This window comes from Flagellimonas sp. 389, assembly GCF_018449435.1.
Lineage (GTDB): Bacteria > Bacteroidota > Bacteroidia > Flavobacteriales > Flavobacteriaceae > Flagellimonas.
In genome coordinates, this window is sequence record NZ_JAHCMU010000017.1 from 39,678 (window position 1) to 58,672 (window position 18,995).

Below are 18,995 nucleotides of genomic sequence, written 5' to 3' on the forward strand. Positions count from 1 at the left end.
GATTGATGCACTTTTGTTTTTAATGCTAAAAAGTTAGAGTTCAAAGCATTTTCCATCCTCGGCCAATACAACATTTGGAAATACCTGCATTGCTTCTTCTTTAAAGAGCTCAATGGATTTGTATCGCGTGGAATAATGTCCTAAAATAAGATGGTTCGCATTGGCTTTCTTGGCGATTTCTGCCGCTTGTTTTGCTGTGGAGTGTTTGGTTTTTTTACAAAGATGGGATTCTGTTTCTAAAAAAGTGGATTCATGGTAGAGCGTGTCAACATCTGTAATAATGGGCAAGATAGATTCTTTATACACCGTATCACTACAAAAAGCATAGCTCTTGGGAGGCGGCGGTTCTAGCGTAAGTTCTTTATTTAAAATTGCTGTTCCATCTTTAGAAACGCCATTCTTTCCGTTTTTAATATTGTTGAATTGACTTTTATCAACTTTATACTTGGCAACAGCTTCAACGTTCAGTTTTTTGGATGCCGGTTTCTCCTTAAACAAAAAGCCATTGGTATACACTCTATGTTCTAACGGGATAGTGCGTACACTTACTTTATCATCTTCAAAAACCAATTCGGTTTCTTTTGAACTGAGTTCATGGAAAATTAGGGGATAGTTCGTCCATGAATCTCCCAATTTAAGAAGTAACGTAATCGCTTCTTTAATACCTTTTGGACCATAGATATGGAGTTCTGATTCTCTGCCCAACAATCGAAACGTGGAAACAAGCCCTGGCAGTCCAAAAAAATGGTCTCCGTGCAAATGTGAAATGAAGATGTGCTTTATTCGTGAAAATTTGATTTTATTTTTCCGCAACTGTACTTGGGTTCCCTCACCACAATCAATCAAAAAAATATGATTTCGTATTTCCAAAACCTGCGAAGTAGGATTGGTAAATGTGCGAGGAGTAGCGGAATAGCATCCGAGAATTGTTAACCTCATATTAAATGAAAATGGAAAATTGAGGGTACTTCACAAGAATGATTGTCAATAGTACAATTCTAAGATACGTTTTCAAAAAGCTCATTTTTATATTTATCATATTTAAAGAATAAGAACTAGCTGATGAGTACCGACCACTGACCACTGACCACTGACTACTATCAATCAAATTCCCAAATCTCGTTCAATCTCTTCCATTTCAATGATATCCTTCGCTTCCTGTATGGAGGGAACCAGATTAATTTCTTCTGGAATCTCATCGTAGGATACTTTATCGGTTACCAAAATAAAAGATTTGCCCGAAGCTTTATGTGTATTAGAAACCACCAAAAACTCCAAGATATCGTCTGAAGTCAGTGTATCAAATGAAAAAAGATTCAGAATGATGTTGTCGTGCTTAATTTTAGCATACCCATTCTTAAAGTTTTCCAAGAAGGCAGAAATTGATATGTTTTCTTGAAAAACCGTTGTTGTAGTTCCTTCTTTATCGAAAATCATATTATTTAATTTTTGATGCCAACAAATAAATCACGGCCATGCGTATGGCCACACCATTTTCAACCTGTTCTAAAATTATGGCCTGATTGGAATCGGCTACGTCACTTGTAATCTCCACTCCCCTATTTATAGGTCCGGGATGCATGATTACAATTTCTTTCTCCAAACTGTTCAGTAGTTTTTTATTGATTCCAAATTGCTGGGTGTATTCGCGTGTAGATGGAAAATAACTGATATCCATTCGTTCGTTTTGTACACGTAGCATATTGGCTACATCGCACCACTCCAAAGCCTTTCGTAAATCTGTCTCAACCTGCACTCCTAGCGATGGAATATGTTTTGGAATCAGCGTTTTTGGCCCACAAACCTTAACATTTGCTCCTTGCAATTTTAAAGCGAAAATATTGGATAATGCCACTCTGGAGTGCAAAATATCTCCAACAATAACAACATTCTTCCCTGCAACTTCTCCTAGCTTTTCTCGAATAGAATACGAATCCAGTAGTGCTTGCGTAGGATGCTCATGAGCCCCATCCCCAGCATTTATAATCGCTGCATCTACATGTTTTGACAAAAAAATCCCTGCTCCCGGGTTTGGATGACGCATAACCACCATATCCACTTTCATGGAAAGGATGTTGTTTACGGTATCTATCAGGGTTTCCCCTTTCTTCACCGAGGATTGTGAGGCAGAAAAATTAATAACATCTGCTGACAAACGTTTTTCCGCTAACTCAAAAGAAAGTTTGGTACGGGTACTGTTCTCAAAAAAGATATTGGCGATAGTAATGTCTCTAAGCGTGGGAACCTTTTTAATGGAGCGATTGATAACTTCCTTAAAATGATCTGCTATTTCAAAAATGAGTTCGATATCCTTTTTGTTAAGATATTTTATTCCCAGTAAGTGATTTACACTTAATTCACTCATTTTTAATTATTTGCTTACTAAATATACACTATCCTTTCCGTCATTTTCTTCCCACATTACCTTTACTTTTTCTTCATTGATCGCATCTACCTGTCGTCCTCTGTAGTTGGGTTGGATTGGCAAATGCCTACTGAATCTTCTGTCAATCAAGGTCAATAGTTCAATATCCGAAGGTCTTCCAAAAGATTGAATTGCCGTTAATGCCGCCCTTATACTTCTCCCAGTATAAAGTACGTCATCAATGAAAACAACGTTTCTGTCCTCAACTAAAAAGTTGATTTTAGTCGTGTTTGCCTTTAACGTTTTATCGCCCCTGCCAAAATCATCGCGATAAAATGTGATATCCAGAAAACCCAAATCAATATGCTTGACCTTGTATTCTTCTTGAAGAATTTTGGTCAAACGCTCTGCTAAATACACGCCCCTAGGCTGAATTCCTATTAAGGCAGTATTGGTAAAGTCAAGGTGGTTTTCTAAAAGCTGGCAAGCCAAACGATGCAATATAATGTTGATTTCTTTTGAAGTAAGAAGTACTCTTTGACTCATATGCTTTGCTGCCGACTCTATTACAGGCAAAAGTAAACAATTCTTTAAAAGGTATGAAAATAAAAAAGCCCCGTCCTTTTAAGGACAGGGCTTCTAAAATATCTGATATAAACCGATTACTTTTTAGAATCGGCTTCCATTTTATCCTTCAACGCCTGTAACTGAGAGTTTGCATCACCAAGGGTGGTTTTGGACTCCTCTGCAGCTGCAGCTGCTTTTCTTTTAGCTGTACTAACATTACGTTCTTCTTGCTCTCTAAAGATAGCCGTATGGCTTGCAACAACACGCTTGAAGTCTTTGTTGAATTCAATAATCTTGAAATCGACCTCTTCGCCTTTTCCAAGCTTTTTGCCATCTTCTTTTTCCATGTGTCTTGAAGGTATAAAACCTACAATATCCTCATTGAAAGTTACTGTAGCACCTTTATCTACAATTTCAGAGATAGCTGCTTTGTGAACGGTTCCTTCCGCAAACTCTTCAGCATATTTATCCCAAGGGTTCTCAGTAGTCTGTTTGTGACCAAGACTTAGTTTACGTCCGTCCACATCCAATTCCAATACTTCAACTTCTAAAGTATCGCCAACGGTTACAAATTCAGATGGGTGTTTAATTTTCTTGGTCCATGAAAGGTCAGAGATGTAAATCAATCCATCGATTCCCTCTTCCATTTCAACAAACACACCAAAGTTTGTAAAGTTTCTTACGATTCCTTTGTGTCTGGAACCTACTGGGTACTTAGATGTAATATCTGTCCATGGGTCTGGAGTCAATTGCTTGATACCTAAGGACATCTTACGATCTTCCCTATCCAAAGTCAACACAACCGCTTCAACCTCATCACCTACGCTAACAAAATCTTGTGCAGATCTCAAGTGTGTAGACCAAGACATTTCAGAAACGTGAATCAACCCTTCAACACCTTCGGCTACTTCGATAAAGGCACCGTAATCTGCAATGACCACGACCTTACCTTTAACCTTGTCACCTATTTTTATCTCATCCCCAAGGGCATCCCATGGGTGTTTCTCCAATTGCTTAAGACCTAACTGGATTCTTGATTTGTTATCATCAAAATCAAGGATTACCACATTTAGTTTTTGGTCCAATTCAACAACTTCGTTCGGGTGGTTGATTCTGCTCCAAGAAAGGTCTGTAATATGAATCAATCCATCAACACCACCAAGGTCGATAAAGACACCGTAAGAAGTAACGTTTTTAACAACGCCTTCCAATACTTGTCCTTTTTCCAACTGACCAATGATCTCTTTCTTCTGCTCTTCAATATCCGCTTCGATAAGTGCTTTGTGGGAAACAACTACGTTTTTGAATTCGTGGTTGATCTTAACCACTTTGAATTCCATGGTTTTACCAACGTACTGATCGTAATCACGGATAGGTTTTACGTCAATTTGCGAACCTGGCAAGAATGCCTCGATTCCAAAAACATCAACGATCATACCTCCTTTGGTTCTGCATTTTACAAAACCTTGAACAATCTCTTCTTTATCATGGGCAGCATTGACTCTGTCCCAAGCCATGATCGTTCTTGCTTTTCTGTGGGACAACACCAATTGTCCGGTCTTGTCCTCACGAATATCGATAAGAACCTCAACTTTATCCCCAACTTTAAGGTCAGGATTGTAGCGGAACTCGTTCAACGAAATAACACCTTCTGACTTTGCATTGATGTCAATGATAGCCTCACGGTCGGTCATGTGAACTACTTTACCTTCAACCACTTCTTCATCTGCGGTATCCACAAAGTTTTCCTCTACAAGTGCTTCGAATTCCTTAAGCTTTGTATCGTCTACGCGCTCAATGCCTTCTTCGTACTTTTCCCAATCAAAATTTTCAAGATACTCTTTTGGATCCTGTTGGGTCTGAACTTTTTCTTTTGTTTCTTGTACTGTTTCAGTAGTTTCTTCTACCTCAACGCTTGTTTTTTCTTCAGCCATGTGCTGATTTAAATTTGTATTCTACAGTTTTACAAGAGTTAAACAATTACTGCAGAAGCTGTTATTTGTTTTTTATCTTCCCTTTTCCTCTTGCTATTTGTTAAAAAGGAGTGCAAAAATACAATTAATTCCTTGTTTTACAAACCCTTGTGATTGGTTATTTGATTAATGCAATAATTAATGAAAATTTAGATCGTATTGTGACTTTTATATCTATATTGTTTCTAAATATTAACCATTAAAACAATACATATTACTATGAGTGCAAAAGCAAAATACCAAGCAGTTTTGGATCTAGGCCAAGAATTGGGGATACAAGGCGGTGATGTTTCTGAAGACGGAGGCGTTTTGAAAATCAAAGGAACAGCAAATACGCCTTACGAGAAAAATGCCATTTGGGATAAAATTAAACAAATTGGTGGTGAAAGCCCTTCTGATGTTCAAGCGAACATATCTGTTGCGGATGACTCCGTGTATCACAGGCACACTGTAAAAAGTGGGGAATCCTTAAGCAAGATTGCCAAGCATTACTACGGTGATGCCATGAAATACAATAAAATCTTTGATGCCAATACCAATATTTTGAGCAACCCGGATGTTATCCATCCCGATCAGGTGTTGGTGATTCCGAATATTTAATTTGATGTCATATTGAGCACAGTTTAGATATTTTCTATAGTTGTCCACTGCGCTCGAACTGATAAATTTGATAGAAAAAGGTGCCCAAAAGGCACCTTTTTTCGTAGTGAGCATTTTTATATCAACTGAAAAGGGTGTTCCATAAACCTGGAAAGGCTATTCACCAATTCTAACTGATTTTTATGTTAAAAATCAAGAACTTCACGTATCGGTTGATATAATCTACCATGTAACAAATCATACCTTAAACGTTGTACAATATTTAAGAAAAACGAAATGATAAAAAACATTCTAACCATAATTCTACTTTTTCTCTTTACCGCATTATTTGCCCAAGAAACAGTGATAATTCCACATTTTTTACAAAATCCGATGGATTCTATCAAAAAACAAAATTTCAATCAAAGTTTGGAATCCCTTTTATCAGAAATAACGAAAGGAAAAATAAATGAAAGTTTGTTAACACCTAAAAGAGTAGAATTGACACAATCGCTACTCCAAGAATTGGTAAACTACGAGAAAAAAAAGGACAGTTCGGCTTTGAAATTCAAAGATAAACAGTTGATAAATGTTTATCCGATATCTAATGGTGAATACTTTGTTTCCATTTCATACACTTCCTATAAGGAACCCGAATCAGACCCGGTTCTTCTGTATATCATAGATTTAATCGCAACTAAAATTGATGACAAATTCACATTTTCAGTGCCAATTGATTATTTGACACGCTACTGGAAAACACAAGCTATTGGTAACATTACTTATCATTACAGGAGTGATATTAACATCAAAAGAGCGGAACTATTCAATAAAAAAAATTCTGAAATAGCAGAAAAACTGGGTTTAGAAGTAGAAAAATTGGATTTCTACATAACCGATAATTTTCAGGAAATATTAGAGCTCATGGGTTTCAAATATTCACTTTTTCCAAACGGAAAATACAGAGATGGCTATGGGGTTGACTCAAAAACAATCTTTGCAATAATGAGTAACGAAGATTTTTCACACGATATATTCCACTATTATTCTGGAAAAATCAATAAACGTGAAAATCGAAATTGGATAACCGAAGAGGGGATTGCTTATCTGTGGGGAAATGCCTATTACACTGACAACAATGGCGAAATGATCACACATCAAAGATTGGTACTGGAATTGCAAAATTATCTGTCTAAAAATCCGAAAACGAATCTCTATGAACTTTTTAAGAGTAATAAGAAGATTTTCAACGACATAGCACCTGAAATTTCTGTACGTTCCACAATAGCCGGAATCATTGCCCAAGAAATTGAGACAAAAAAAAGAAAGGAAGGAATTACAAAACTAATTAACGCTGGAAGGGAAAACAGATTGGAAAGCTATTTAAAAGCTACAGACGAACTAATTGGAATTAACAAGAAGAACTTCAATGTGATAGTTAAAAAACTGATTGAAAATTATTGAAAAGCGCTGCACAATAATGGTTATAAGCAATTGGGACAGTAGTGATAAAAAGAAAGCACAAAAATAAAACAAAGGTCAATACTAAACCGAAAAATTAATTCTTAAAATCCCCAACTGTTCATAGCCGATACGTTTACCCAAAAAATCCACTTATGTTATTCCCGCTCTGTTATAACCCGAAGCGTATAATTATGAACACGCTCAAACTGTTCATCCAGCCCCATGTCGCTATTATCAAATTCAATGGCATCATCTGCTTTTCGCAGAGGAGATACGTCGCGGGTAGAATCTATAAAATCCCGCTTTTGAACGTTCTCCAATACTTCTTCAAAACTTACTTGTTCGCCCTTATCCAACAGCTCTTTGTATCGTCTGGTCGCTCTGGTATTGGGTGAAGCGGTCATAAAAAACTTCAGTTCCGCATTAGGAAAAACGACGGTACCTATATCCCTACCATCCATCACGATGCCTTTTTCCTTGTTGCCCATTTCTTGTTGCAATTTCACCAACATATGCCTTACCTCTTCAATCGCAGCAACCTTACTGACATATTTGGAAACGTACATTGTCCGTATTTCCCGTTCCACATTTTTGCCGTTCATGAACATTTCAGATTTGCCCAGTGCTTTGTTCGCAACAAATTTTAAATCAATAGTGGGCAGCTGCGCTATTAGGGAAGGAATATCCTCTTTTTCCCCTATCAAACCTTGGTCTAGGGCAAAAAGGGTTACGGCACGGTACATGGCACCCGTATCCACATACACATAATCAAGCGCCTTGGCCAAACGCTTGGCTAGGGTACTTTTGCCTGTGGAAGAGTATCCGTCTATGGCAATGGTAATTTTTTGCATTTATGCTGAATTTAGTTCAGTAATGCTAAAAATAGTTAGAAAATCATTAGAAAAACTAAAGTTTCTTTGCGTTTTTGACCTTGGTCTTGGTCACGGCAATGGCTATCACCTCGCTCATATCAGAAACATAGTGAAACGTAAGTCCCTTTAAATAATCCTCCTTGATTTCTTGAATATCCTTTCTATTATCCTCACAAAGAATGATTTCCTTGATACGAGCCCTTTTAGCCGCTAAAATCTTTTCCTTGATTCCGCCAACGGGCAGCACTTTTCCCCTAAGGGTTATCTCCCCTGTCATCGCCAAGCTCTTTTTCACTTTTTTCTGTGTAAAGAGCGAGACCAAAGAGGTAAGCATGGTTATACCGGCACTGGGGCCATCTTTTGGTGTGGCTCCTTCGGGAACATGAATGTGCACGTTGTAGTTGTCAAAAACCTCAGAATCGATTCCAAAACTATCTGCATTGGATTTGATATACTCCATGGCTATCGTAGCAGATTCTTTCATCACCTTCCCTAAGTTTCCCGTGATGTTCAGTGTACCTTTTCCCTTGGATAAGATGGATTCTATAAAGAGAATATCGCCTCCAACGCTGGTCCATGCCAGACCTGTGACAACTCCGGCCACATCGTTGTTTTCGTATTTATCACGCTCCAATCGGGCAGGTCCCAATATTTTTTCTACATCGGTATTGTTGACCTTGATGTTATATTCCTCTTCAATAGCTATGGATTTGGCCGCATAGCGCACCATTTTTGCCAATTGCTTTTCCAGACTACGCACTCCAGATTCTCGGGTATATCCTTCGACAATCTTTTCCAATTGTGGCTTTCCAATTTTTAAATCTTTGTTCGAAAGCCCATGCTCCTTTAACTGCTTTGGCAATAGGTGTTTTTTGGCAATCTCTACCTTTTCTTCGATGGTATATCCTGTTACGTTGATGATTTCCATTCGGTCTCGAAGAGCGGGCTGAATGCTTCCCAAATTATTTGCGGTGGCAATGAACATTACTTTGGAAAGGTCATAGCCCATCTCCAGGAAATTATCATGGAACTCACTATTTTGCTCAGGGTCCAATACTTCCAACATGGCAGAAGAAGGGTCGCCCTGATGGCTATTTGAAAGTTTATCGATTTCGTCCAAAATGAAAACTGGATTGGAAGTACCTGCCTTTTTAAGGCTCTGGACAATTCGCCCGGGCATAGCACCAATATAGGTTTTACGGTGTCCCCTAATCTCGGCTTCGTCACGCAAGCCTCCCAGCGACATACGCACATACTCCCTCCCCAAAGCTTCCGCAACGGATTTTCCCAAAGATGTTTTACCGACCCCCGGGGGTCCGTAAAGACAAAGAATGGGCGATTTCATGTCGTTTCGAAGTTTTAAGACCGCAAGGTACTCGATGATTCTTCGTTTAACGTCTTCAAGTCCGTAGTGATCACGATCTAAAATTCGCTGGGCCCTTTTTAAATCGAACTTATCCTTGGAAAATTCGTTCCATGGTAAATCCAAGATCAAGTCCAAATAGTTACGCTGAATGGAATATTCCGCAACCTGTGGATTCATGCGCTGCATTTTAGCTAGTTCGCGCTCAAAATGTTCCTTAACTTTTTTGTTCCATTTCTTTTTCTTGGCCTTGGCCCGCATTTCATCTACTTCTTCCTCGTACGAAATCCCTCCAAGTTCTTCTTGAATGGTTTTCATTTGTTGATGCAAGAAATACTCTTTTTGCTGCTGATCCATATCACTTCGGACCTTGGACTGGATATCATTTTTCAATTCCAGTTTCTGAAGTTCCGTGTTCATGTACTTCAAAGTCGTCAGTGCACGCTCTTGTAAATTTGGAATCTCAAGAAGATTTTGCTTTTCGGCAACGCTCAGATTGAGATTGGACGATACAAAGTTGATGAGAAACGAATTGCTCTGTATGTTCTTGATAGCAAAAGTCGCTTCACTTGGAATATTTGGATTATCCTTAATAATCTTGAATGCCAATTCTTTAATAGAATCTATGATCGCTTTGAACTCTTCGCTTTTTTCATCGGGTCGCTCTTCTGCGGCTTCTTTTACAGTAGCGGTCAGATAAGGCTTTTCAGAAACCACTTCGGCAATTTCAAACCGTTTTTTTCCCTGAATAATGACCGTTGTATTTCCATCGGGCATTTGCAAGACCCTTAAAATTCGTGCAACGGTTCCCAAAGTATTGATGTCCTTCACTCCGGGGTTTTCCGTTTCTTCGTCTTTCTGTGAGACCACACCAATGGTTTTAGAACCATTATTGGCATCTTTTATTAGGTTTATGGACTTATCCCTTCCAGCAGTAATTGGAATCACCACTCCCGGAAAGAGTACGGTATTGCGTAAAGGCAGAACAGGCAATGTCTCCGGAAGGTCTTCCTTGTTCATTTCCTCTTCATCCTCTGGTGTCAACAATGGTATTAATTCTGCATCTTCATCTAGACCTTGCAGTGAAATATTGTCAAAAGTTGAAATTTTTATTTCTCCCATAGCATCAATTTCGGTCATTTTGTCACAAACGACCCATATCTTCAGTTTATAATTGAACAACCAGCCCTTTTAATAGCTTTAAAACAAGAATTATAAAGGGTTTGGGGTTCTTTTTCTCTTCCATAAAGGCAATTCTTGTGCCATTAAAAATTAAAATTTTAGAAAAAGTGTAACAATTGATAAATTCATCCATCTCTAAGACAAACCATTCATTTTTTGAGCCACCAAAATGAACATACTGATGCACTGCTTGAATCTTGTTTAAAAGGAAAACAAAGTGCGCAACTGGAAATTTACAATAGGTACTATAAAGCTATGTACAACATATCTTTTAGAATTGTAAAGGACGCTGCGGAAGCTGAGGATGTAATGCAAGAATCGTTTTTGAACGCGTTTACGAAACTGCATACATTTAAAGGAGATGTAACCTTTGGAGCATGGTTAAAGCGAATTGTGATAAACAACAGTATCTATCATTACAAAAAACAGCAAAAAACAAAAGCTGTTGATTTAGATGAAGTATTGTACAAGGTCGAAGATAATGATGAAGTTGCTTTGAATCACAATGGTTATACTGAACTGAAGGCTCAAAAAGTGATGGAGACCATGAAAAGTTTAAAAGATAATTACAGAGTTTCTTTGACCTTACATCTAATTGAAGGATACGATTACGAGGAAATCAGTGACATTATGAACATTAGCTATGCTAATTGTAGAACCACAATTTCTAGAGCCAAGCAGAGTCTTAGAAAAAAATTGACTGTAAATACAGAACTATGAATAAAGATAATTTAGAACAGCTTTTTAAAAATCTTGAAAATGATTTTGACTTTGAGGAGCCTAAAAGTGGGCATCAGGAAAGGTTTTTGGAAAAGCTGAACCAGCATAACGGTGTAGTTTCCATAGCAAGGAAAAAAACCACTTGGTGGAAGCCCTTATCGATTGCGGCGTCCGTAGTACTTATTTGCATGGTAGGGCTACAACTGTTCACCACCGAACAAAGTGTAAGAGAACAGGTCGTGGAGATTTCTCCAGAAGTTTCAAGAACCGAATCTTACTTTGCCGGTCTAATTGAAGAACAAGTACAACTGCTCAAGGATGAAAAATCCCCAGCAACGGCACAATTGGTGGATGATACATTGGTACAACTGGATAAACTCGAAACTGATTATAAAGCACTTGAGAAAGAACTCATAAATGGCGGCAACAGTAAATTTATTTTAAATGCCATGATAACCAACTTTCAAACTAGAATTGACCTTTTACAAGAGGTATTGGTCAACGTTGAAAATATTAAAAATCTAAAATCATACAATGATGAAAATTCTACTATATAAATATATTTTATTGGCATTTGCCATTATACCGTTTTCAATAAATGCGGGCACGGGTAAAATGGGCGGAAGATACACCAAGGAAAAAACCATTAAAAAAGAGTTCAATGTATCTGTCAATGCACTCCTTAAGGTAAAGAACAGCTATGGTAACCTTAACATTACCTCATGGAACGAAAACCGTATCGTAATAGAGGTTCATATAAAAACCAATGGTAACAACGAAGAGAAGGTACGGGAACGCTTAGACGAGATAGATGTTGATTTTGAAGCCAGTAACAGTTTAGTGTCAGCAAGAACACTCTTTGGTGATAAAAGCAATAGGTGGGGATGGAAATGGGGGAAAAGTAAAAATGTAAATGTTCAAGTAAATTACACCATAAAAGTCCCGGTAAAAAATAACGTAAGCCTAAGCAATGATTACGGAAATATTTATCTGGATAGAATAGACGGACATGCCAAAATATACTGCGATTATGGGAAAATTGATGTTGGAGAACTACGAGGACGAAACAATGAACTCCGATTCGATTATACTTCCCGCTCTACTTTTGACTATATTAATAGTGGTGAAATAATTGCAGATTATTCAGGATTTACAATTGAAAAAGCAGGGAATCTAATTGTAAGGGCAGATTATACCAACGCCGTTATCAGGGAAATGGAAAATTTGGATTACACGAGTGATTACGGTTCCATTGAAGTAGGGAAAGTGAAAAATGTAACTGGGAATGGAGACTACATTGGTGTAAAACTTGGAACTGTTCACGGAAATGTTAGTATCACATCTGATTATGGATCTGTCAAAATTAATGAAATGGCATCCGATGCGGGTAACATAGACATTAGGACAGATTACACCGGAATTAAAATTGGGTACGATCCAGAATATTATTTCGATTTTGAAATTATCGCAGAGTACGCCAGTGTTAGTGGCAAAGATGATTTCGAGATCAATATTAGTAAAGAAAAATCCAGTGAAAAGTATTATAAGGGGTATTACGGTAAAGCAAACTCAGGAAATATCGTAAATATCAATAGTGAGTATGGTGGAATATCGTTTTATCAAAATTAAATGTCAAATCAAAAAGCAATCAGTAAACACACAACTATGAAAAAAATCATCACACTAGGTTTAGCACTATCCATGGTAGCTATTACAAATGCCCAATGGGGAAGAAGAATTAAAGGAAATGGTAATGTAACAACGATAGAACGCTCTGTTGGGAGTTATGACGAAGTGGCGTTGGCAGGTTGGTTCGATGTAGATTTAGTAGACGGTAATGAAGGAGAACTTACACTAAGAGGTGAATCTAATTTACTGGAACACATTAAAACCGAAGTAAAGGATGGTAAACTTGTAATCAAAGTGGAAAAAGGTCTAAACTTAAAACCATCCAATTGGAAAGACGGAATCCATATTACCGTTCCCGTTGAGACCATTGATGCAGTTACTTTATCCGGTTCTGGTGATATTGTTGGTAAAAAGACAATTAAAACAGGTGATTTTAAGACCAGAATGTCCGGTTCGGGCGATATCACACTTTCTATTGAGGCAGAAAGCGTAACAGCCACCATGTCTGGTTCTGGAGATATAAATCTTGACGGCCGTACCACTGATTTGGAGGTACAGATTTCAGGTTCAGGTGATATTAAAGCCTACAACCTTGAAGCTGATAATGTTACAGCACAAGTATCCGGTTCTGCCGATATAAAAGTCACTGCTAATAAAAGCTTAGATGCCAGAGTTTCAGGCTCAGGAGATATTAGTTACCGCGGGAATCCCGAAAAGCTAAAAACCAAGTCTTCCGGTTCTGGGGATATCTCCAAATATTAGAACGGAGTTTATAACCAATCAAAAAACAAAATCATCATCAATCAAAATAAAAAACCCTGACCACTTCATTGGTCAGGGTTTTTAAATTTATGATAATTTTTTAATCTCTTTTTATACGATAGATTTCGTTGTCTTCATACATTTTTTTCAAATCCTTTATATGGATTGAAAACGCTTCAGAAGCATAATTCTCCTCTTTATCAATTTTATATACCCTGCTCATTTTAGCTATCTCAAACTTATTGAATACCAAATAAATACTGTCATTGGTTACATTCACCACTTTTCCGGTACTGTATGAACCATTTGGCAGCTTTTGGTAATAGACATCGCCGCTTGCAGGAGATTGAATATATAAACTCTCGTTTTTATTGTCCGTATTAATTTGAAAAGCAATAAAACATATCAAGAAAACCAACAGCACTAATCCTGAAAACTGCCAAACAGGCCCTTTATGTTCTTGTTTAATTTTATGGTACTCGTTTTTTAATCTTTCTGGCATCTCCTTATGCGTCAACACATTTTTACAATGGCTACATTGGGATACTCCTTTTTTACTGTACGGGAACATTGGTATCCAAAACACATGAAAATGATTTCTGAATACACTTAAATTGATTGTTCCAGAATTTGAACAACTTGAACATACTGAATTACGAACAGGCATTGTGACTACATGCGCCGCTCTACTTCCAAAAATAATCATTGAATAAAAATTTTAATTAAACAATGTGAGGTCGAACTAAACAACGTTGTAAAAACAGTTAGATTGCCCATTCAGCGCTTTTTCACTCGTAACAACAAGAATACGCCAATTAAAAAAAATAGTCCTAAAAAGATAGTGCCATCCCGCATACTTCCTGTGATTTGTGCCACTATACCGTAAAGAAGGGTACCAATGACAATACCTATTTTTTCGGCCACATCGTAAAAACTAAAAAATGAAGCGGTATCAGTCGTTTCTGGTAAAAACTTGGAGTAAGTTGATCGCGACAATGCTTGTATTCCTCCCATAACGATTCCGACTAAACCAGCGGCGATGTAGAAATCCATAGGAGTCTGCAGAAAATAAGCATATACGCATAAGAGTACCCAGAAAATATTGATAACGACCAAGGTCTTAATATTACCGAAAGCCTTAGAAGCAAAAGCTGTGACCGTTGCCCCAAAAATTGCTACGATCTGTATCACTAAGATACTTATTATAAGCCCTGTGGTTCGTTCACTATCCGTGCCCCAATTAATTTCTTCTTCACCAAAATAAGTAGCAATCAACATGATGGTCTGTACAGCCATACTATAAACAAAGAATGCCCCCAAATATCGCTTAAGACGGGTTTCGGTTCCCAGCTGTTTCCAAACACTCCGCAGCTCTTTGAATCCGTTAAGGATAATATTGGTTCGCTCCCCCTCCTTTTTGTAACCTTTCGGCAAAACAGTAAATGTATATTGGCTAAAGAGTATCCACCATATTCCCACAGATACAAAAGAATATTTCATTGCTTTTATTTCGGCTACTTCGTTACCATTATCTGTAATTCCAAACAAGGCTGGTTGCATCACCATTGCCAGATTAAAAACAAGTAGAATCACGCTACCAATGTATCCCAATGAAAATCCTTTGGCACTAATACCGTCTTGTTGGTCTGGAAATGCAATATCTGGCAAATAGGAATTATTTATGGCAAAACTTACCCAAAACCCTACCAATCCAAAAAAATAGCATAGTAATCCAAAATAAATATTCTCTAAAGAAAACCAGTATAGCCCAATGCACGATAGCGCACCCAAATAGCAGAAAAACTTTAGAAAAAGCCGTTTATTACCTAAATAATCCGCTATCCCAGAGATTAAAGGTGTTATAATCGCTATAAAGACAAATGCCAGGGAAGTCACATAACTGATCAATGGTGCCCTTGCAATTTCTCCCCCGAATACGGTAACTTTTTCAATCTCTGCAATACGGAACAACGCTCCATAAAAAATTGGAAAGACAGCTGAAGAAATAACAAGACTGTATACAGAGTTTGCCCAATCATAAAATGCCCATGCATTCAGTAATTTTTTACTTCCTTTTAATGCCAATACTTTAGTCATAAACCATATATAAATAAAAATGTCATTGGACTCTTCCTTTAGTTAGGGAACAGTCCAATGACATTAAAGTTTGCTGCATTCAATCTAATTATTTAAATGAAGTCACTCCAAATTTGGCAGCTTCTTTTTTGGCATCAGGAGCCCATGCTGTTAAGTTACTGATTCTTGTATCATTTGAAGGGTGTGTACTCATAAACTCAGGTGGAGACTGTCCTCCAGATTTGGCTTTCATTCTTCTCCAAAGGTTAGCTGCTTCATCTGGGTTATAGCCAGCAATCGCCATAATTTGTAGCCCTATTCTATCGGCCTCTGTTTCGTGACCCCTGCTAAATGGCAACATAACGCCCAAAGAAGATCCAACACCATACGCTTGATTGAACATGTTACGCTTTTCTGGGTCCTTAATTGCGACATTACCTGCAACTGCTCCAATTTGTTGCAACATTCCTGCACTCATGCGTTGCGCCCCATGGTCCGCCAAAGCATGGGCCACTTCGTGTCCCATTACGACGGCTACACCCGTTTCACCTTGACATATGGGCAAAATCCCCGTATAAAAGACAATTTTACCACCGGGCATACACCATGCATTTACGGTCTCATCTTTTACGAGGTTGTATTCCCATTGATAATCTTTAAGATATCCAGGGTGACCATTGGCATTTAACCAACGCTCAGCTGCAGATGATATACGCTGGCCAACATTGGTAATCATTTGTGCTTCTGAAGTTCCAGTTACAACATTATTTTCTGTCAAAAACTGGTCATATTGGGCAAAAGCCATAGGAAATACTTGGCTATTGGGATAAAAATTCAATGTACTTTTTCCAGTAAACGGATTTGTTTTGCAGGCAGTAACGATTAAAAAAACAACTGCTATGTGAACTATTTTTTTCATGGTATTGTATAGTGTTTAATTTAGGTAAAATACAAAAAATATTATTTTCCGATGATATGCAATTCCGTAAAATCTTTGCTTATTTCGATAATATTGTTACCATTTAATTTTATGTCTTTATTATCCACAACCTCGTTATCCAACTGTACCGTTGCTATGGTAAAGGGCAATCCGTGGAAAGTGAGTTTAAATTTTTCATACGGAGTGGTAAAATTTCCATCCTTGAACTGTTGTATGATCAATTGATTTTCTTTTCCGCGCAGCCTGAACCTTCTTAAACTAAAGCGCCCCTTTTTATAATCATATCCATCTTGTTGGTCTTCATAAACCATAGAGTTTTCTATTCCTTCTTTATAATAGATATCGATTCCCAGTTCTTTAAAATCTTTTTCTCCAACATATTGTTGTACCGGGTATTTGGGAATCATGGCGCCTTCTTTAACAAATAAAGGTATCGTTTCTATTTCTGCTGCTACCCATTTTTCAGACCCCCCAGTAATTACTTCATCGGTCCAGTAATTATACCATTTACCTTGAGGGAAATACATTCTTCTACCCTGTGCATTGGGTTCCTGGACCGGACATACCAACATTTGTTCACCAAATAGAAACTCGTCCGTTCTAAAGTGCGTTTGCGTGTCTTTCTGATCATAGAAAACCAAGGATTGAAGCATTGGCAACCCATTTTTGATGTACTTATAGAACATCGTGTACAAATAAGGTAACAATTGATACCTCAGTTCCACATATTTTCTAACTATTTCGGTTATTTCATCACCAAATGACCAAGGTTCTTGATCGCCATGATCTCCACTGGAGTGCACTCTACAAAATGGATGAAAAATTGCCAATTGCATCCATCGTGCAAACAATTCTCCATTGGGTTGTTCGGCGAAACCACCAATATCGGAACCTGCAAAGGAATAACCGCTCATACACATGCGTTGCATCTGTACATTGGCAATCCAAAGGTGTTCCCAAGTTGCAACATTATCTCCCGTCCAAGTAGAGGCATAACGCTGCGTACCGGAATACGCAGCACGTGTCAATACAAACGGACGTTTTGGAAAGGTAAATTTCTTGATTCCTTCGTAAGTGGCGCGCACCATCTGCATTCCGTAGATGTTATGTGCCTTCCTGTGGCTGCAAGGATGACCATCGTAATCATGTCGCACATCAAGATTGGCTGTTTTTGTGGGCACTTCCATGACCGCAGGCTCGTTCATATCGTTCCAAACGCCGTGAACGCCAATCTCAGCAATCATTTCCTTATAAAGTCCGGCCCACCATTCCCGTACTTCTGGATTTGTGTAGTCTGGGAATTTACATTCACCAGGCCATACTTTTCCTTTAAAATGCGGACCATCTGCACGGCGACAAAAAAATCCATTGTCCATTGCTTGTTGATAGACCCAATAATCCCTATCGATTTTTATTCCCGGATCGATCATGGTAATAGTCTTGAAACCATCTTCTTCCAGTTCTTCAATCATTTTCTTTGGATTTGGGAAACGATGATTGTCCCACGTAAAGCATCGGAAACCATTCATATAATCAATATCCAAATAAATAGCGTCACAAGGAATCTGAAGTTTTCTAAATGTAGCCGCAATATCCTTCACCTTACGTTCTGGAAAATAGCTCCATTTGGATTGATGAAATCCTAATGCCCACAATGGTGGTAATTCAGGTACTCCCGTTAAATCAGTATAGGATTCGACCACTTGGCTCATCTCTGGGCCATAAAAGAAATAATAGTTCATCTCTCCCCCATCTGCCCAGAAACTGGTCACATTTCTTTTTTCATTGGCAAAATCAAAATATGTGCTGAACGAATTATCAAAGAAAACCCCATAGGCTATGTTTTCCTTTAGTCCAACATAAAACGGTATTGATTTGTACAACGGTTCTTGGTCCTTACCATAGGCATATGAATCCGTTACCCAATTATTTACGCGTTTGCCTTTTAAATTTGTGTGCGAAGCTTTGTCACCCATGCCATAATAGCTTTCGCCAGAATGACATACTTTTCCCATTTTAACAATGTTACCCCCATAGTCATAGTTCTCTTCCCAATGAAACCCCAACTCGTCATCACTAATGATTACATCTTCCAAATCGACAATCTGCACCTTTAGGTTGGACTTGTTGATGTATATCTTAATTTTTGATGTGGTAACTACATACTCGGGAATCTCGTCTTTTACTTCAAGCTCGTTGTACCCCAAGCTAACGTCGTCGCTTATGGCATAAGAAAAATCAGGTTCAAAAACATGTTCGGTCGCGTACCTGAACCGTACCACACTATCGCGTAGTATGGTCAGCTCCAAAATTACACCGTTCTGGGTGGTAAAATAAAGCTTATCATTTTCGTGCTTAAAGTCGACTATATGGTTAGGGTGCTGGTTACCTCTTTTTTCAATCTCTGTGTTGGTAATCATCTTTCTGTGATTAGGTCTCACAAAAGAAAGGCTTTATACCGAGAAATTAAAAAGATGTTTTAAACAACTTTACTACAACGTTT

General features: G+C 38.0%; 17 protein-coding genes. 6 read left to right on the forward strand and 11 right to left on the reverse strand.

Annotated features, from left to right (window positions below):
• Positions 1-33 precede the first annotated feature (33 nt).
• The 5 genes from KIM67_RS14835 to rpsA form a co-directional block, all read right to left on the reverse strand.
• On the reverse strand, positions 34-939 hold the full coding sequence (locus KIM67_RS14835) for a ribonuclease Z (RefSeq protein WP_213832336.1): 906 nt from the start codon (positions 937-939) through the stop codon (positions 34-36).
• A gap of 165 nt (positions 940-1,104) precedes the next feature.
• Positions 1,105-1,437, reverse strand: a complete 333-nt coding sequence (locus tag KIM67_RS14840) for a ribonuclease Z (protein WP_213832337.1) — start codon at positions 1,435-1,437, stop codon at positions 1,105-1,107.
• Position 1,438: 1 nt separating this feature from the next.
• A complete protein-coding gene (locus KIM67_RS14845; protein WP_213832338.1) occupies positions 1,439-2,365 on the reverse strand; it encodes an aspartate carbamoyltransferase catalytic subunit in 927 nt (308 codons plus the stop codon).
• Between the two features lie 6 nt (positions 2,366-2,371).
• Complete coding sequence (gene pyrR, locus KIM67_RS14850; protein WP_163419346.1) at positions 2,372-2,911, reverse strand: bifunctional pyr operon transcriptional regulator/uracil phosphoribosyltransferase PyrR; 540 nt, start codon at positions 2,909-2,911, stop codon at positions 2,372-2,374.
• Positions 2,912-3,027: 116 nt separating this feature from the next.
• Complete coding sequence (rpsA, locus tag KIM67_RS14855) at positions 3,028-4,866, reverse strand: 30S ribosomal protein S1 (RefSeq protein ID WP_213832339.1); 1,839 nt, start codon at positions 4,864-4,866, stop codon at positions 3,028-3,030.
• Between the two features lie 258 nt (positions 4,867-5,124).
• Between rpsA and KIM67_RS14860 the strand changes: the two genes are divergently transcribed.
• The gene (locus KIM67_RS14860; RefSeq protein WP_213832340.1) at positions 5,125-5,505 is read left to right on the forward strand and encodes a LysM peptidoglycan-binding domain-containing protein; all 381 of its coding nucleotides are present in this window, start codon (positions 5,125-5,127) and stop codon (positions 5,503-5,505) included.
• A gap of 276 nt (positions 5,506-5,781) precedes the next feature.
• Positions 5,782-6,948 carry a hypothetical protein gene (locus KIM67_RS14865; RefSeq protein WP_213832341.1) on the forward strand — a complete coding sequence of 389 codons (1,167 nt, stop codon included), beginning with the start codon at positions 5,782-5,784 and terminating at the stop codon, positions 6,946-6,948.
• A 155-nt stretch (positions 6,949-7,103) separates the two neighbouring features.
• Here KIM67_RS14865 and cmk read toward each other — a convergent pair whose 3' ends face one another.
• Positions 7,104-7,799 carry a (d)CMP kinase gene (gene cmk, locus KIM67_RS14870; RefSeq protein WP_213832342.1) on the reverse strand — a complete coding sequence of 232 codons (696 nt, stop codon included), beginning with the start codon at positions 7,797-7,799 and terminating at the stop codon, positions 7,104-7,106.
• 55 nt (positions 7,800-7,854) lie between these two features.
• On the reverse strand, positions 7,855-10,305 hold the full coding sequence (gene lon, locus KIM67_RS14875) for an endopeptidase La (RefSeq protein ID WP_213832343.1): 2,451 nt from the start codon (positions 10,303-10,305) through the stop codon (positions 7,855-7,857).
• Positions 10,306-10,521: 216 nt separating this feature from the next.
• Between lon and KIM67_RS14880 the strand changes: the two genes are divergently transcribed.
• Genes KIM67_RS14880 through KIM67_RS14895 form a run of 4 tightly spaced genes read left to right on the forward strand, consistent with a single transcriptional unit; the run spans position 10,522 to position 13,476 of the window.
• Positions 10,522-11,085, forward strand: a complete 564-nt coding sequence (locus KIM67_RS14880) for an RNA polymerase sigma factor (RefSeq protein WP_213832344.1) — start codon at positions 10,522-10,524, stop codon at positions 11,083-11,085.
• The gene (locus KIM67_RS14885; RefSeq protein WP_213832345.1) at positions 11,082-11,642 is read left to right on the forward strand and encodes a hypothetical protein; all 561 of its coding nucleotides are present in this window, start codon (positions 11,082-11,084) and stop codon (positions 11,640-11,642) included. The genes KIM67_RS14880 and KIM67_RS14885 overlap by 4 nt, the downstream gene beginning before the upstream one ends.
• The gene (locus tag KIM67_RS14890; protein WP_213832424.1) at positions 11,623-12,714 is read left to right on the forward strand and encodes a DUF4097 family beta strand repeat-containing protein; all 1,092 of its coding nucleotides are present in this window, start codon (positions 11,623-11,625) and stop codon (positions 12,712-12,714) included. Before KIM67_RS14885 ends, KIM67_RS14890 begins: the two co-directional genes overlap by 20 nt.
• A 36-nt stretch (positions 12,715-12,750) precedes the next feature.
• On the forward strand, positions 12,751-13,476 hold the full coding sequence (locus tag KIM67_RS14895) for a head GIN domain-containing protein (protein ID WP_213832346.1): 726 nt from the start codon (positions 12,751-12,753) through the stop codon (positions 13,474-13,476).
• A gap of 100 nt (positions 13,477-13,576) precedes the next feature.
• Here the strand turns inward: KIM67_RS14895 and KIM67_RS14900 are convergent, their stop codons facing one another.
• The 4 genes from KIM67_RS14900 to KIM67_RS14915 form a co-directional block, all read right to left on the reverse strand.
• Positions 13,577-14,182, reverse strand: a complete 606-nt coding sequence (locus KIM67_RS14900; RefSeq protein ID WP_213832347.1) for a zinc-ribbon domain-containing protein — start codon at positions 14,180-14,182, stop codon at positions 13,577-13,579.
• 71 nt (positions 14,183-14,253) lie between these two features.
• The gene (locus tag KIM67_RS14905) at positions 14,254-15,573 is read right to left on the reverse strand and encodes an MFS transporter (RefSeq protein ID WP_213832348.1); all 1,320 of its coding nucleotides are present in this window, start codon (positions 15,571-15,573) and stop codon (positions 14,254-14,256) included.
• Between the two features lie 88 nt (positions 15,574-15,661).
• Entirely contained in the window at positions 15,662-16,471 is an 810-nt protein-coding gene (locus tag KIM67_RS14910) for a M48 family metallopeptidase (RefSeq protein WP_213832349.1), read from the reverse strand.
• Between the two features lie 41 nt (positions 16,472-16,512).
• Positions 16,513-18,912, reverse strand: coding sequence for a TIM-barrel domain-containing protein (locus tag KIM67_RS14915; RefSeq protein WP_213832350.1), 2,400 nt, complete (start codon positions 18,910-18,912; stop codon positions 16,513-16,515).
• Positions 18,913-18,995 lie beyond the last annotated feature (83 nt).

Bases quoted from the DNA above. Each gene is read 5' to 3' on its own strand.
- KIM67_RS14835 (WP_213832336.1), bottom strand. From the start codon at position 939: ATGAGGTTAACAATTCTCGGATGCTATTCCGCTACTCCTCGCACATTT.
- KIM67_RS14840 (WP_213832337.1), bottom strand. From the start codon at position 1,437: ATGATTTTCGATAAAGAAGGAACTACAACAACGGTTTTTCAAGAAAAC.
- KIM67_RS14845 (WP_213832338.1), bottom strand. From the start codon at position 2,365: ATGAGTGAATTAAGTGTAAATCACTTACTGGGAATAAAATATCTTAAC.
- pyrR (WP_163419346.1), bottom strand. From the start codon at position 2,911: ATGAGTCAAAGAGTACTTCTTACTTCAAAAGAAATCAACATTATATTG.
- rpsA (WP_213832339.1), bottom strand. From the start codon at position 4,866: ATGGCTGAAGAAAAAACAAGCGTTGAGGTAGAAGAAACTACTGAAACA.
- KIM67_RS14860 (WP_213832340.1), top strand. From the start codon at position 5,125: ATGAGTGCAAAAGCAAAATACCAAGCAGTTTTGGATCTAGGCCAAGAA.
- KIM67_RS14865 (WP_213832341.1), top strand. From the start codon at position 5,782: ATGATAAAAAACATTCTAACCATAATTCTACTTTTTCTCTTTACCGCA.
- cmk (WP_213832342.1), bottom strand. From the start codon at position 7,799: ATGCAAAAAATTACCATTGCCATAGACGGATACTCTTCCACAGGCAAA.
- lon (WP_213832343.1), bottom strand. From the start codon at position 10,305: ATGGGAGAAATAAAAATTTCAACTTTTGACAATATTTCACTGCAAGGT.
- KIM67_RS14885 (WP_213832345.1), top strand. From the start codon at position 11,082: ATGAATAAAGATAATTTAGAACAGCTTTTTAAAAATCTTGAAAATGAT.
- KIM67_RS14890 (WP_213832424.1), top strand. From the start codon at position 11,623: ATGAAAATTCTACTATATAAATATATTTTATTGGCATTTGCCATTATA.
- KIM67_RS14895 (WP_213832346.1), top strand. From the start codon at position 12,751: ATGAAAAAAATCATCACACTAGGTTTAGCACTATCCATGGTAGCTATT.
- KIM67_RS14900 (WP_213832347.1), bottom strand. From the start codon at position 14,182: ATGATTATTTTTGGAAGTAGAGCGGCGCATGTAGTCACAATGCCTGTT.
- KIM67_RS14905 (WP_213832348.1), bottom strand. From the start codon at position 15,573: ATGACTAAAGTATTGGCATTAAAAGGAAGTAAAAAATTACTGAATGCA.
- KIM67_RS14910 (WP_213832349.1), bottom strand. From the start codon at position 16,471: ATGAAAAAAATAGTTCACATAGCAGTTGTTTTTTTAATCGTTACTGCC.
- KIM67_RS14915 (WP_213832350.1), bottom strand. From the start codon at position 18,912: ATGATTACCAACACAGAGATTGAAAAAAGAGGTAACCAGCACCCTAAC.